The sequence below is a fragment of the Arthrobacter sp. TJ-254 genome (assembly GCF_058269175.1).
Window position 1 is genome coordinate 967,063 of sequence record NZ_JBZCNF010000001.1, and the last position, 13,569, is coordinate 980,631.

The 13,569-nt window shown below is 62.0% G+C and carries 13 protein-coding genes and 1 pseudogene; 8 read left to right on the forward strand and 6 right to left on the reverse strand.

The window, feature by feature from the left end:
• Nucleotides 1-30 precede the first annotated feature (30 nt).
• Together AC4D14_RS04625 and AC4D14_RS04630 are read right to left on the reverse strand one after the other, a co-directional pair.
• Complete coding sequence (locus AC4D14_RS04625; protein ID WP_490900392.1) at nucleotides 31-822, reverse strand: ZIP family metal transporter; 792 nt, start codon at nucleotides 820-822, stop codon at nucleotides 31-33.
• 44 nt (nucleotides 823-866) lie between these two features.
• Nucleotides 867-1,085 carry a hypothetical protein gene (locus AC4D14_RS04630; RefSeq protein WP_490900393.1) on the reverse strand — a complete coding sequence of 73 codons (219 nt, stop codon included), beginning with the start codon at nucleotides 1,083-1,085 and terminating at the stop codon, nucleotides 867-869.
• Between the two features lie 168 nt (nucleotides 1,086-1,253).
• On the opposite strand from AC4D14_RS04630, the gene AC4D14_RS04635 reads away from it, so the two are divergent.
• Complete coding sequence (locus AC4D14_RS04635) at nucleotides 1,254-1,931, forward strand: alpha/beta hydrolase family protein (RefSeq protein WP_490900394.1); 678 nt, start codon at nucleotides 1,254-1,256, stop codon at nucleotides 1,929-1,931.
• An 874-nt stretch (nucleotides 1,932-2,805) separates the two neighbouring features.
• Entirely contained in the window at nucleotides 2,806-3,264 is a 459-nt protein-coding gene (locus AC4D14_RS04640; RefSeq protein WP_490900395.1) for a DUF4189 domain-containing protein, read from the forward strand.
• A 119-nt stretch (nucleotides 3,265-3,383) separates the two neighbouring features.
• Here AC4D14_RS04640 and AC4D14_RS04645 read toward each other — a convergent pair whose 3' ends face one another.
• Nucleotides 3,384-3,875: a LamG-like jellyroll fold domain-containing protein gene (locus AC4D14_RS04645; RefSeq protein WP_490900396.1), complete on the reverse strand. Its 492-nt coding sequence runs from the start codon at nucleotides 3,873-3,875 to the stop codon at nucleotides 3,384-3,386.
• Nucleotides 3,872-4,057, reverse strand: a complete 186-nt coding sequence (locus AC4D14_RS04650) for a hypothetical protein (RefSeq protein ID WP_490900397.1) — start codon at nucleotides 4,055-4,057, stop codon at nucleotides 3,872-3,874. Before AC4D14_RS04650 ends, AC4D14_RS04645 begins: the two co-directional genes overlap by 4 nt.
• Between AC4D14_RS04650 and AC4D14_RS04655 the strand changes: the two are divergent.
• The 4 genes and pseudogenes from AC4D14_RS04655 to AC4D14_RS04670 form a co-directional block, all read left to right on the forward strand.
• Nucleotides 4,037-4,337 (forward strand): annotated as a pseudogene (locus tag AC4D14_RS04655) (alpha/beta family hydrolase); the annotation flags it as partial. The gene AC4D14_RS04650 and the pseudogene AC4D14_RS04655 overlap by 21 nt on opposite strands.
• A 421-nt stretch (nucleotides 4,338-4,758) precedes the next feature.
• Complete coding sequence (locus AC4D14_RS04660) at nucleotides 4,759-5,058, forward strand: matrixin family metalloprotease (protein WP_490900398.1); 300 nt, start codon at nucleotides 4,759-4,761, stop codon at nucleotides 5,056-5,058.
• 327 nt (nucleotides 5,059-5,385) lie between these two features.
• A complete protein-coding gene (locus AC4D14_RS04665; RefSeq protein ID WP_490900399.1) occupies nucleotides 5,386-9,510 on the forward strand; it encodes a Pls/PosA family non-ribosomal peptide synthetase in 4,125 nt (1,374 codons plus the stop codon).
• Between the two features lie 179 nt (nucleotides 9,511-9,689).
• Nucleotides 9,690-9,881 carry a hypothetical protein gene (locus AC4D14_RS04670; RefSeq protein ID WP_490900400.1) on the forward strand — a complete coding sequence of 64 codons (192 nt, stop codon included), beginning with the start codon at nucleotides 9,690-9,692 and terminating at the stop codon, nucleotides 9,879-9,881.
• 525 nt (nucleotides 9,882-10,406) lie between these two features.
• On the opposite strand, the gene AC4D14_RS04675 is transcribed toward AC4D14_RS04670, so the two are convergent.
• On the reverse strand, nucleotides 10,407-10,769 hold the full coding sequence (locus tag AC4D14_RS04675; RefSeq protein WP_490900401.1) for a cupin domain-containing protein: 363 nt from the start codon (nucleotides 10,767-10,769) through the stop codon (nucleotides 10,407-10,409).
• Nucleotides 10,770-11,174: 405 nt separating this feature from the next.
• A complete protein-coding gene (locus tag AC4D14_RS04680; RefSeq protein ID WP_490900402.1) occupies nucleotides 11,175-11,483 on the reverse strand; it encodes a recombinase family protein in 309 nt (102 codons plus the stop codon).
• A gap of 750 nt (nucleotides 11,484-12,233) precedes the next feature.
• On the opposite strand from AC4D14_RS04680, the gene AC4D14_RS04685 reads away from it, so the two are divergent.
• Together AC4D14_RS04685 and AC4D14_RS04690 are read left to right on the forward strand one after the other, a co-directional pair.
• Nucleotides 12,234-12,713, forward strand: coding sequence for a hypothetical protein (locus AC4D14_RS04685; RefSeq protein WP_490900403.1), 480 nt, complete (start codon nucleotides 12,234-12,236; stop codon nucleotides 12,711-12,713).
• Nucleotides 12,714-12,788: 75 nt separating this feature from the next.
• The gene (locus AC4D14_RS04690; RefSeq protein ID WP_490900404.1) at nucleotides 12,789-13,208 is read left to right on the forward strand and encodes a hypothetical protein; all 420 of its coding nucleotides are present in this window, start codon (nucleotides 12,789-12,791) and stop codon (nucleotides 13,206-13,208) included.
• Nucleotides 13,209-13,569 lie beyond the last annotated feature (361 nt).

Genomic DNA, 13,569 nt, shown 5'->3' on the forward strand with positions numbered 1-13,569 from the left:
CGGAATACCGTGTCCGCCGCCGGAAGGGGCTCAGGCCAGCGACAGCGCGAAGGACAGGGCGAACCCGGCTGCGGTGCTGAGCGCCACGGCCGGCCCGCCATGCTCATACGCTTCGGGCATCAGTGTGTCGGCGAGCGAGGCGATCACCGCACCTGCGGCGAAGGCCAGCGGCATGGAGATGGTCTGGGGATCGCTGCCGGAGAGCGGACCGGCGCCGATGACCACGGCAAGGACCAGCAGTGCCGCGCACGCAGACCAAAGCCCGAGGACAGAGCCTGTCGACCTGCCCTGGCTGCGCATCGATGCAGCGCCCACCAGGGATTCCGGCAGATTCGAGACGAAGATCGCGGCAAGCAGGGCAAGCCCGCCCGTGCCCTCGCCGAGTGAGACACCCAGTGCCACGTTCTCGGGAACGCCGTCGAGCGTGACCGCGGCCAGCAGGGCCATCCCTGCGGCACCCCGGGTGGAGGCCGACGACGACCGCTTCTCGGTCGCGGCGGCATCGGTGTCAAGCTTCGGGCTGCCTTCAAACTCGTCGGCCGGGGTTGTGTTGGACCCCGCCTGCGCCCACCGGTCCAGCAGCGCGCTCAGGACCGTGAAGACGATGGCCCCGGCCGCGAGACCGATCGTTGCCAGCAGGATGCCGCCTCGCTCGTAGGCGTCCTCGAAAAGTTCGAAGGCCAGGGCCGTGATGAGCGATCCCGCTGCGAAGGAAAGAAGAATGGCGAGGATCCGTTTCGGCAGTTCGAACCGCACCCCGATCAAGGCACCGATAATCAGCGCGCTTGACGCGAGCATTCCGAAGAGCAGCGACGACACCATGCGCAAGTATAAAAGCAGAAAACGCAGGCACGCCTTCTTTTTTCCTACCCGCCGGGAACCGACTCGGTGGGGACGGCGCCCTCGTCCGGGGCTGCGCCGTCGGTGGGCGCAGGGGCGACGTTTCCCGTGGGCGGCGGGGCGCTCTCCTGCCCAACCTCGTCGGTCGGGGCCTCTTCCTGCTGGGCGGGGTTGTCGCAGCCCAGCAGCAGGAAGGCGCTGACGGCGAACACTGCCGCGCACCGTTTGGGGGTCTTTGCCTTCATGCCGACCACTTCTTCCGCTCTCTTGCATGAGTGCTGACCCGTCAACCGTAACCATGGGGATTGGACCCGGCAAGGAAGCCCGAGGGCTGCGAATACCTTCCGGTACGGCCCCGCGCGGCTTAGCATGCCGGGTGCGCGGTTTCCGGACACAGCAGGCATTATTGAGGCATGCCAACTACCGAGACTCCCGTCACCATCAACGTTGGCGAAGCCGAGGTCTCGGGCGTCTACGCCCGGCCAGCCGCGCCGTCGGGCACCCTCGTGGTTGCCCATGGCGCCGGAGCGGGCATGGAGCATCCGTTCCTGCAGGGCTTCACCCGTGCCCTTAATGACGGCGGCGTAGCAACGCTGCGCTTCAATTTCCCGTACCGCGAAGCAGGCCGGAAGTTTCCCGACAGGCCGCCTGCGGCTATCGCCGCCTGGCGGGCGGCGATGGGCGTTGCAGCCGAGCGCTCCGACGGGGAGCCATTGTGGGCCGGAGGGAAGTCGTTCGGGGGACGCATGGCGTCGATGGCGGTGGCCGAAGGCATGCCTGCGGCAGGACTGGTGTATCTGGGCTATCCGCTGCACCCGCCGGGCAAACCGGAGAAGCTCCGCGACGGGCACCTCTACGGACTGACCCTTCCGATGCTCTTCCTCCAGGGCGCGCGCGACACCTTCGCCACAGCCGACCTCCTTGAGGGGGTCGTCGCCCGGATTGGGCCGTCGGCAGCGCTCGAATGGGTTGAGGGCGGAGATCACTCCTTCGCCGTCGCGGGCGCCAAACGCCTTTCCGACGACGTAGGGGCGTCCCTTGCGGCCCCGGTCGCGGCGTTCCTGAGCGGGCGGCTGATCCAAGGAGGGTGACGGAGCCTCCGACGGGCCGCCGTCCTGCTTGTACAAGTTGATCACCGGCTCGACTGCAGTGACTGAGGATGGCACCCCAAAAGACCGCCGGCAGCATCGCTCTCAGCCCGGGCAGTGAAGTGTGCTTACGACATGGATGAGGAGAAATCAAGGGCCTTTGACGGGCTTTTTCCTGCGTGTTGACTGCGGTCGAGCAAGGGAGCAATATGAATTCAGAATCCTCCCCGAACTTCACGGATTCGAAGTGCGCGCCCACTTCCGCCGCCACAATGAGCCCGCGGAAAGCGCAATAGCAGATTATGTCTGCATGCCGATAACTGACTTATCTCTGTATCCACCACGGGAGCGCCGTTCTCTCCAGGTCGAACAGTTGCCTTGAAAGGATTGTCAGCACTGGATCACAGTCGGCTGGCCGGTGTCACGGTCCGATTGTCCTGATCGCCCCTTGCGGTCCATCCGATGCGCCGTCTCGTTATGCCGACCGGTCCGTTTCCAGCACATTTGATCACCCACTGATTCCTTATCAAACGATCGTCGATGCACGCACTACGAATTGTGGTAGTGCCGACCACATGACGGGGATGTTCGCTGCGCTTGAATTGATTAGGGTTTCTATCTAGAGGTTCAAGGCAGTGCCTTATACGGGAGCGTCTCCCCATGCGAATCAATTAGCGCCCGATACGCCGATTCTCGAACTTCCGTGCGGTCAAAGCGCTCTTTGATTTTTACGGCACCGGACAGGCCAATGCGTCGCGGCCATAAGAGAGATGCCCCACGCGCACCGGCTGTTTGCCGCAGCGGATGCAGTGACTGTCCCTCCGCCTCCCAACCTTGTATCTAGGTCCCCGAATCTGTCGGGGCCAAGGAGCCAATCATGAAAACAGCAGACGGACGCCGACGTCCGCTCAGCACCGCCGCGATGTTGCTGGCGGCCCTGTTCACGACCACCGGCCTCTCAGGCGCAGCGGCCCCGGCCGAAAACCCCTCCCTCACCCGGGTCGAGGTTACGGCCGACCGCTACGTCGCCATGGCTTTCTACCCCGCAACCTTCGGGTGGTGGGCAACGTGGTCTGCCAACGCCGCTGACGCAAAGAACCGCAGCCTTGACCAGTGCAACCTCCTCAAGTCCCAGGGCACGTACAACTGCGTGTCCGCCGGCCCGGCACGCAACGGCTACCTCGCTGTCGCGGTTTCGGAGAAGAACGGTCCCTGGGGGTGGGCTGCATCAACGTCGGCTACCGTTGCCGGCCAAAACGCCCTCTACTACTGCAAGTACTACGGGGGTGGAGATGCCTGCCATGTGATCTTCAACAGGCACTCAAGCGAAAAGTAGGCAATGCAAAAGTAAGACATGGCTGGCCCGACAGGCGGTCGCATCCAGCCTGCCGCACTGTCTGTCGGACCGCTAACGAGGAGCCTCCCCGCCAGGGAGAGGCTCCTCGCGCAGGTAGCTCACCTCCTCGTCATGGTCTTGTGGTGGGCGAGGATCCGGGCCGCCGATAATTCCTTCCCGTAGATCGCGACCTTGCCCACGGCGCCCTCAAAGAAGGAATCGAGGTCCCGGGTTCCGACTCGGAACGGGGCGCTCCCGCGGGTGGGCACGATCACGCTCCCTTGATAATCAAGGTTGCGGGTCTGCCGTCGCACGCCGTCGCGGTAAATTCTGGTGTACCCGTTCGGATAGGCGGCTGACTTCGCATTGGCGTTGATGACCCAGACGTAATGAATCCAGGTGCCGGCGCGGAGGCGGCGAGCAGCGCCATGCCGTCGGCGCCACGTATTGAGGCCGACGAGGACCGCGCCTTCGTCGATGCCGCGTCGGTGTCGAGTCCCCCTGCCTTCGTACTCGCCGGCTGGGGCCGTGCCTGACCCGGCCTGCGCCAACCGGTCGAAAAACGCGCTCAGCACCGCGGAGACGATCGCGCCCGCCGCAAGCCCCATCATTGCAAGCAGGATGCCCCCGCGCTTGAGGCGTCCTCAAACAGCTCAAACGCCCGTACCGTGATCAGTGATCCGGCGGCGAAGGAAAGGAGAGTGGCGAGGATCCGCTTCGGATGCTCGAACCGCACACCGATCAGGGCGCCGATAGTCAGCGCGCGTGACGCGAGGAGCTCCGCGATGAGCATCTGTACGGGCTGATGCTGCCGATGCTCTTCCTCCAGGGCACCCGAGATGCGTTCGCCACTGCAGCTCCTCGAGGCCGTAGTTGCGGATCGGCCCGTCAGTGGTGCTGGAATGGGTCGAGGCGCCGATCACTCCTTCGCCGTGGCGGGGCTCAGACGCGGATCCGACCCCGTGGGTGCGTCCCTTGGAGCCCCCCCAGCCGCGTTCCTAGGCGGCGGGCAAACTCCGGAGGATGAGGCGGCAGGGTACAGCGATGTACCAGTGAACTTCGAGCGTCCTTAGACTGGATCACCGCTGGTTGCAGGATAGGCTACGATGCTGAAACCTCGTAGGTGATTTCATTGTTTCTCGGGCTGACAGGCAAACAATCATGAGACTTGCGTGGGTGCCAGGGGGGATACTGGTCCTAGCGCTGGCCGTATCGGCGTGCTCCGCGCAGCCTAGCCCAACAAGCCCGAGCTCCGGAGCAGGTACAGTCACCTGCACAACGCAGCCGGGGGCCGAGCAGCAGGACATTGATCCCGAGGATTCCGCCGAGAAGCCCTGGCGGCGCGTCGGAGACGCGGAGGTAGAAGTCCACTTTGAGACCGCCGGCCTAGCCCAGCGATATAAGCGATTGGTCGTTGAGGCCGCAGAAATCTGGTCCCGAAGCCCTTGCATCCGCGCGCTGCCCGCCAGCGCGTGTCCTGCCAATGTGAATTGCGTGATCATCAATCAGAAATACGCAGCGGACGACCGAAGCACCGACGGGGAGTTCAGAGATAGTGGCAGGGGCGCGTACCGGAGCGGTGGAACCATCACCCTCTACGTACAACTGTTAGACCGGTCGACCGATCAGGGAGCGTTAGCGACGATCGTGCACGAAATGGGGCATGCCTTTGGGCTCGTCCACCGCACCGAGCGTCGCGACGTCATGCATAAGGCAACTAATGACCGGACCAATCCCGTTCCAGACGAGATTGACTTTGCCAACTTGGCGGTCATATACGGGCTTCAGCAGTAGCGCAACCTTCTCTCGACACATTCTCCACTGCAGCAGCTACACCGCTCAGCATGAAGCCATCTGCGTGGATCCTGAATTGCGGCAGGTATCGAGCGGGATGAAAATTCGTTCGAGCGTCGCCGGAAGCGCAGGCTGACCGTTTTCGATGAGGTGGATCGGCGACCGTTTCGGCCTGAATACCCCAGAAGGCTATTCCCGACAACCCCTGAGCAATCAAGACGCCAACGACCCTGTTACCGCGAGGTGGGGGTTACTAGCATTGTCGGTCACGGAACATACCGCGGGAGAAGCAGCGTCAATGTGCCTCCTGCATGTTAGGGAGCCACCATGAGCAAAAGTGATGACGCGCGCCAAAAATTCTCTCTAGCCGCGGACCTGCAGGACTTGACTTTCGCCGGTTCGGATCCGGACGGGAGGATCATCCTCACATCCGCGACACCGGACCAGGCCCCACATTGGCGTCCCGGTGAACGGCTGAATGAACTCTTCGAGGAAAAGTGTGACCGGTTGAACGCACGCGGGCTCGGCCACGTCCTCGCCGTTGAGTCGGCGGAGATCTCCTTGACCTATGCTGAACTCGACAGCCGAGCCAATCAGCTTGCGCGGTTTCTGGCCGCCAATGGGGCCCGTTCGGGTGACAAGGTTGTTTTGATGTTCGACCGGCCGGTGGATTCGTATGCCGCAATGCTGGCCGTGTTGAAGATTAGAGCAGCGTATGTGCCGGTGGATCCGAGCTTTCCGCAGGACCGCCTGGCCTACATCATCAACGACTCCGACGCTGCAATGGTCCTGACAAGCCCGCATCTTTGTGAGCTTGTTCCTGAGGTCGCCGCACCGGCGGTGTGTGCCCCTGAGTATTTAGATCGGTACAGCCCCTCCAGACTTCCCGCTGAAGACAGCGGCGGCCCTGCCGACGAACTGGCCTATATCATCTACACCTCGGGCTCGACGGGCAAACCAAAGGGCGTCGCGATCGAGCATGCAAGCATCTGCAATTTTGTGCGGGTCGCGTCGAGCGTTTACGGAATCCAGCCCGAAGACCGTGTCTACCAGGGCATGACAATAGCTTTCGACTTCTCGGTCGAGGAGATTTGGGTTCCGTGGATGTCCGGAGCGACGCTCGTGCCCAAACCACCCGGGCCAAGCCTTCTCGGAATGGATCTTGCCGAATTCCTTGTGGCACGGAAGGTAACGGCCTTTTGCTGCGTGCCGACCCTGCTGGCCACCATCGACGTTGACCTGCCGCTGCTTCGCTTCCTTCTTGTCTCCGGGGAGGCCTGCCCGCAGGACCTAATCGTCCGCTGGCATCGCCCGGGCCGGCGCTTCCTCAACGTCTATGGCCCTACAGAAGCTACAGTCACCGCCACCTGGACAATCGCTGACCCAGATCGCGCCGTCACATTAGGCGTGCCGCTTCCGACCTATTCCGTTGTGATTCTCGACCCCGACAGGGACGCCGCACTTCCGCCTGGAACGATGGGAGAAATTGGCCTGGCAGGCATAGGACTCGCCAGGGGCTACGTCAACCGGCCGGACCTCACCGAACGCGCTTTTATCCCGGACTTCATCGGGATTTCCAACAATCCCTCAGGCCGGATTTACCGCACGGGTGACCTCGGATCGGTGAACGAAGCGGGCAATGTTGAATACTTTGGGCGCATAGACACGCAGGTGAAGATCCGCGGTTATCGGATCGAACTTACGGAGATTGAATCCGTCCTGCTTCAGATTCCGGGCATCGCCCAAGCAGTGGTCAGCACCTACGAAGCCACGCCCGGATTAATTGAACTCGTGGCGTACTACACGCTGCGCCACGACTGGGACATCCTGGATCAAAATGCCATTCGGAACCACCTCCGGGACCACCTACCGGCCTACATGGTGCCGGCGTATCTCGAGCAGCTCACCGAAATTCCGATGCTGGTCAGCGACAAGGCCGACCGAAAGCGGCTGCCTGCTCCGAAAAGCAGGCATAGCGCGGGCTTGGATACGGATTACGTAGCGCCGGCGACACCTATGGAGAAGAAGTTGGCGTCCGCACTCGTTGAGATCCTGCATCAGGACCGTGTTTCGATAAACGCGCACTTCTTCAACGATCTGGGTGCCAACTCCTTGCTGATGGCAAAATTCTCCGCTCTCCTGCGCCGGCATCCGCAACTTCCGACCGTGTCGATGCGCGAGATGTACCTGAATCCCACCGTTGCCCAACTAGCCGCAATTATGGACGTCGAACCCATCGAGGACCCGTGCACCGAGCCAGAGGAGGCCATTCACGTCGCCAGCAGCCGCCAGTTTTTGCTTTGCGGGGCGCTGCAGGCCCTGGTGTTTCTTGTCTACGTGGCCGGCGGCGGGTTCCTAATCTACGCCGCACTCCAATGGACTGAAAATGGCACGAGTGAGCTGGGAATCCTGGGAAGGTCATCGATATTCGCGGTGGGTTCCTTTGTTGCCCTTGCCGTTGTGCCCATCGGCCTGAAGTGGTTGATCATCGGGCGCTGGACAGTCCGGGAGATCCCGGTCTGGAGTCTGGCCTATGTGCGGTTCTGGATTGTCAAGACCCTCATTAATGTCAATCCGCTGCGCCTTTTCGTCGGGACACCGGTTTACCCGTTGTACCTCCGCGCGCTCGGTGCCAAGGTCGGGCGCCGGGTGTCGATTTTCTCCACGGCCGTCCCGGTATGCGCGGATCTGCTGACCATCGGCGATGACACAGTAATCCGCAAGGACTCCACCTTCGCGGGCTATCGCGCTCATCGCGGACTAATCCAAACGGGCCGGATCACCATAGGTAGCAACGCTCTCATTAGCGAACACACGGTGCTGGAGATCGACACGTCAATGGGAAACGATGCCCAGCTCGGACATGCGTCAGCGCTGCAACGCTATCAGTCGGTCCCAGCGGGCCAAAGCTGGCATGGTTCCCCGGCGGAACGGACCAGCACTGACTACAGGGTCGTCGAAGGGGCTGACTGCGGCACCCGGCGGAGAGTGACCTACAGCTTCTGGGTGCTCGTCAATCGGGTGCTGGTGGTCGGCCCTGGCGGACTCGCCTTGATCGGGTTGATCCTGCCCAGCGTTCAGGCATCGGAAGATTCCACTCCTAATGGGTCGTGGTTCTATTTGGACCTGCTGGCCTTGTCCTTCGTGCTCCTCTTCGGCGGGATCATCACCGGCCTATTGGCCGTGACCATCATTCCCCGTGTGCTCAGCCGCTTCCTGACTCCCGGACGCACCTACCCCCTGTACGGGATCCGCTACGCGGTTCAAAGGAGCATCGTAGGACTCACGAACATCAAGATGTTCATGCAACTCACAGGCGACAGTTCGCTCATTGTCCCCTACCTGAAGCTCTTGGGATATCAGCAGCCCGGCCTGGTGCAGACCGGATCCAACTTCGGTGTCGAGCTCAAGCATGACAGCCCGTTCTTGACGACCGTCGGGTCCGGCACCATGGTCTCCGACGGCCTGTCCATCATGAACGCCGATTATTCGAGCACTTCCTTCCGCGTCGCTCCCACGACCATCGGGGCCCGTAGCTTCTTTGGTAACAATATCGCCTACCCCGCCGGTGCCAGGATGGGCGACAACTGCCTCTACGGGACCAAGACACTGGTTCCCACGGACGGCCCTGTCCGGAAGGATGTCGGCATACTCGGGTCTCCACCGTTCGAAATTCCCCGAACCGTGCTCCGGGACACTTCCTTTGATGCACTCAAGACGAGGAAGGAGCTCCGTCGGCGGCTGTACGCCAAAAATGGGCACAACGCCGTCACCCTCGCCCTGTTCCTCCTCACGCGGTGGCTCAACCTTTTCGTGGCGCTCCTCATTGGGGCATTGGCCTTGATCTTTGTTGACACACCCTTCGGCCCGCTGGCCTTCATGGTGGCCGTGCTCACCATGCTCATATGGAGCCTCGTGTTTTCAATCGCCGTCGAACGGGCCACCCTGGCCTTCAAACCGCTTACTCCACTGTTCTGCTCCATATACGACCCGCAGTTTTGGAGCCATGAGCGGTACTGGAAACTGTGTGTGAGGGGCCTCATCCAAATGTTCAACGGAACCCCCTACAAGCCCCTTATTTGGCGCCTGCTCGGAGCCAACATCGGCAAACGCGTCTTCGATGACGGAATTGACATGCCGGAAAGAAGCGGCTTGGTCACCATTGGGGACGACTGCACCTTGAACGCCCAAAGCTGCATCCAATGTCATTCGATGGAAGACGGAGCGTTCAAGCTTGATGCCGTCAATGTCGGCGACAAGTGCACCATTGGCGTCGGGGGCTTTGTGCATTACAGCGTCACCATGGGAACCGCCTCCTCCGTGCAGGCTGACTCCTTCCTCATGAAGGGTGCGGAGATCCCTCCCAACGGAGTATTCGGCGGGAACCCGGCCCGGGATGTCCCCCGTCGAAAGGTCCGCCCTTCACCGACTGGTGCTCATGCGTCGAGCTAGAATTCTGGACGATTGGATCACAGCGCCCACCTTTGTCGGAGAAGAGTGAGGCATCGTCCTGAAGTTCGCGCAGCCTTCGGGGATGAGGCAGCAGAACCGGATTCGCCCGGATCCGGCAGTTGTGGCGTGCTGCCTGAGAAAACCGGCGATCGCTTCTGCCGTAACCGGCCCCTGCGGGCATGCAGGTAGTGTCCGCCGTCTCACTCGACAACCGAGTGGCGCTCTTCGTCATCGACGCCCCGTCGTCGATCAGTGCCGGGTTGGCGTCGTCGTTCCAACTGGTCATCTTGCGGATGCGGCTTCGCTCGCCGTCGGTGGAAGCAGTGCCTTCCGGGTCGGCAAGGCCTCCTGCTGCCGCCTACCGGACGTGAGCCAAAACCGCAAGCATCCGCTCCAGTGAGAAGGCCCCTCCACCCTGGGTAGTTTCCGCGGTGCCACGCCCGTCAGGGGCCGTGGCCGGTCCTCCAGGGAAGGAGCGTCTCCTGGGCAGCTCCGTCCGCGGGGAACCACCGGGTCTCGACTCCGTTCGACGGTTCCGCTGAAGCTGTGGTGCCCGAAGTGGGACTCGAACCGGACTCCAGGCCCTGGGAAGCCGCCGATTCCGTTGAAACATCCGCAATCCGGCCCGAACCGGCGCCGGTCCGAGTGAGTCCGAAGGCCAAAGTGTGGACACTGCCCACACCCCCACTTCTCCCTACGAGAGGGTCTCATCCCCATGGGCCGCACGCCGCATAGACAGGGTGCGGCGCTTGATCGTGATACTGAGGATCGAACTCCACTGTAATGAGGTGCTGCCCCGCGCTCGTTGCCAAGGGTGGGGCACGTCGACGGTTGGTGAGAAGCCCGAGCCTCAGGGGGCGCGGGCTTCTCATCTCTGGCGTGCTGGGCCCCTGCGTTCAGGGTTTGGCGTAGTCGGCGAATCCCTGCCAATCAATGACCACACATGGTTCGTCTCCCAGTACCCACGCGTCGTGTCCGGGGGCCATGGTGGCGAAGTCACCCGGCCCGTACTCCATCTCTTCGCCGTCGTCCATTACGACCTTCATTCGGCCGGACACGAAATACCCCATGTGGGCGGCCTGACAGCTTTCAGTCTTGGCGATCGGTTTAACGTGCTCGGACCAGCGCCATCCTGGATTGAATGTGGCGCGGCCCACCGCGCCCTGGTCCAGGTTGACAAGCTGAAGCTGGCCCGTGCCGCCCTCGAAGGGACGCGTCTCCTCGGGCGAATCGAGGCTCTTTCGAACTAGCCCTGGCATCTTGACCTCCTGTGGGTGGTACTGCTTGCTGTTGCGGGTGAGGCTCGGGCGACTGTCTTATGGTGGGGTTCACCTCCTCGGATGCGAGTTGGTTTCAGCTGACGATGTCCGCAGCCGGAGGGCCACCAGCGCACTGACTACAGTCGTCAGGTCTAGACTTCATCACCCTCTTTTGTCTAGAGCACATGGTCCCTACATCAGTCAATCTTGGGTTTGCACGCCATACTTTCCCGCACCCATAAGTCGTCATACCCTCTGAGCCCTAGAGTCCTCCGAGTCGTTATCCGCAGGGCTGCTTGGAACATGCGGCGGGGAATGCTTCCCCTGTGCACGATGGCAACAACCCACTGACATCCACGCTTAGAGGAGTGCATCGCGCTCCCCTAAGCAATCATTCTGCGCGCTTCAAGAGCAAGCCTGCAGTGCGCAGTGACGCCCGCCCTCATTAGACGGGCTCGTCGCCGCCAATGCGCAACTAACGGTACAAGGTTGCCCGGCTGGCGCCGATGATTTTCCCGATGCCAGCCGGCGTGAGCCCTTGGGCTTTAAGGTCTCGGGCGCGCTTGACCTTCGCGTGATCGGTGGTGACTTCCCGCCTGCCGGCCTCCGCCCGTGTTCCGCGGCCGCAGGCATCCCCGCCCTAGTCCGCTCGGCGAGCTGGTCGCGCTCGAGTTGGGCGAACGCGGACATCACGGTGAGCACGGCTCTTCCCATCGAACCTGGCGGGGTGGGCCGCGGCGCACGAGGAATATGACAGTGTCGGAGGGTCGGGCCGCGGATCCTACGTGACCGCCTTCTGTGGCTTTGTAGCCTCCCGCGAGCGAACCGAAGGTCGCCACGACCTAAGTCCGCTCGAGGTGATGGTGCTCATAAGTCGTCAACTCTCGGTGACGGCTTCGCCTGAGCTGGTCGGCGATGAGGATGACCAGGTGAAGTCAGGCACCTACACCACCACTCCCCCATGAAGTAGCAAGGAAGCTCAAGCCGAGCTTCGCGAGAGAAGGAGGCACCCGCCCAAGAAGGACTCCACCCCGGCCACCAGATCCGGCAACCGAACCGCACGAATTGCGGCGGTTCGTGGAGAGGTGGCCTGCACGTCTGACGGTTGGAGCTCAGGATGGTGTTGCCACTCTTTGCCAATGACCGCCTTTTCCGATGACCTTCTCGTCCTTGCCGAGGACGCATTGACCACGCCATTTTTTCCGTAGCTGACGGCGGGGACCTTATTCCCTTTGTCATGCCTGAGACCTTGGGTGAAGCGTCTTCGTGAAGTAGGCAAGCTGAAAATAACGCGTCGGTAACGCCATAAGTGCTCGAATGGATACGGCCTCGGGCGCTGTTTCCGCTGGGCCCACCAGGGGACGCCATAAGCCTTCTACATGTCGGTGCCGCTCACGAAACTTCGGCGATCACCTTTCGAGAACGGGTAGAATACGCCATAATAACCGCCTCAGGGAGAAAGTCGTGGAGGAACAAGAAGCTCGTCAGAAACTGATCGCAAACATCGAGCGGCGACAGTCAGCTGTCAGGCTGTTCCTGCGTCATGAACGACCCCGCCGGAACAGGCTGGTCATGACAAGCGTCCTTGGTAGCGCGCTGGCTGCGGGTCTCACAGCAGGCCCCGCCCTTGGCGGCACGAAGTTCGCCGCGGGGGTTCAGGAAGCACTCACGCTGGAACAAAGCTCCATAGTTTGGCAAGTGCTCTGCCTGGCAGCGATGCTGATGTCCGTCGCCGCTGCCGTATCGACCAGTTTGAGTAACTCGCATGCAGTGGCCGCAAAGGTCACTGCAGCAGAGGTATGCAATGCTCAACTTGATGGTCTGAAAGCGGCGCTGGACCTCGGACGCATGCCCTTGGAAGATGCGATCGAGCTCTATCAGCAATACACGATTCAGGTAGCGTTCGTGGACGATGCGGAAGATAAGGCGAATTCCCCACGGTGACGATTTGTGGGCCCAAACGGGGAGTCGAGGATATGGGTGGCTCCAAATCTGAATTGTTCTATTTTGGTGGATGCCTTGCCTGCCAGGACCCATTATCTGAACCAGATCACGACGCAAGCTGCCGCGTCCCTGCGGGAGTTCCTCGACGAGCGCGCCCTGGCTTTGGACCGCCTTCGGGATTCGATCGCAGCCGACGGGAGGGATCCACACGAGATCTTGGACGGGACGGTGGGAAGCCTAATCCCCTTGTGGCGGTGGATCCTCTCTCATCTCGCCGGGCCACGGGCACCGGGAGCGACCGACCCGGCGTCGGTGCCGCCGGAAGCCTGGCCGTCGTGGGAGCGGTACACCAGGGAGGAAGAATGCATCCTGACCTTCGAATCCCTGGCCCTGCTGGACGGTCTGGTGTCATACCTCCCCGCCACCTCGGGTTGGAGTACCGAGCAGCTTCAGGACTGGGTCACCGGCTACCCTGAGGCCAAACTCAACGACTAATTATCTGAACCTGCCCCGAGCCCGGACCGGAGTTGCGCTCGAGGAATCCCTTGTCGAACGCCGGGCGGCATTGCGCGCCTCCAGAGGCCGGACCCGCGTTGCATAGGCGTTCTGACTCCACCTCCAACGGATCGAATGGCCTACTTTACCGAGGTGCCCGGACCGCCGGCATCAGAACGCACATCAAGACCGCGGTAGTGCGGCTTGGTAATCGGCGGCCGCTTCATCGCGGCCAGTCGCTTCACCGCCGAGGAGGTCTCACGCCCCATCTCCTGAGGAGCCGGGGCGGTCCCCACTGGTCGTCCCTGTCGCGTATCGGTACTAGGTAGCCGGTCGTATCATCGCGTGGTTATATTGCCCC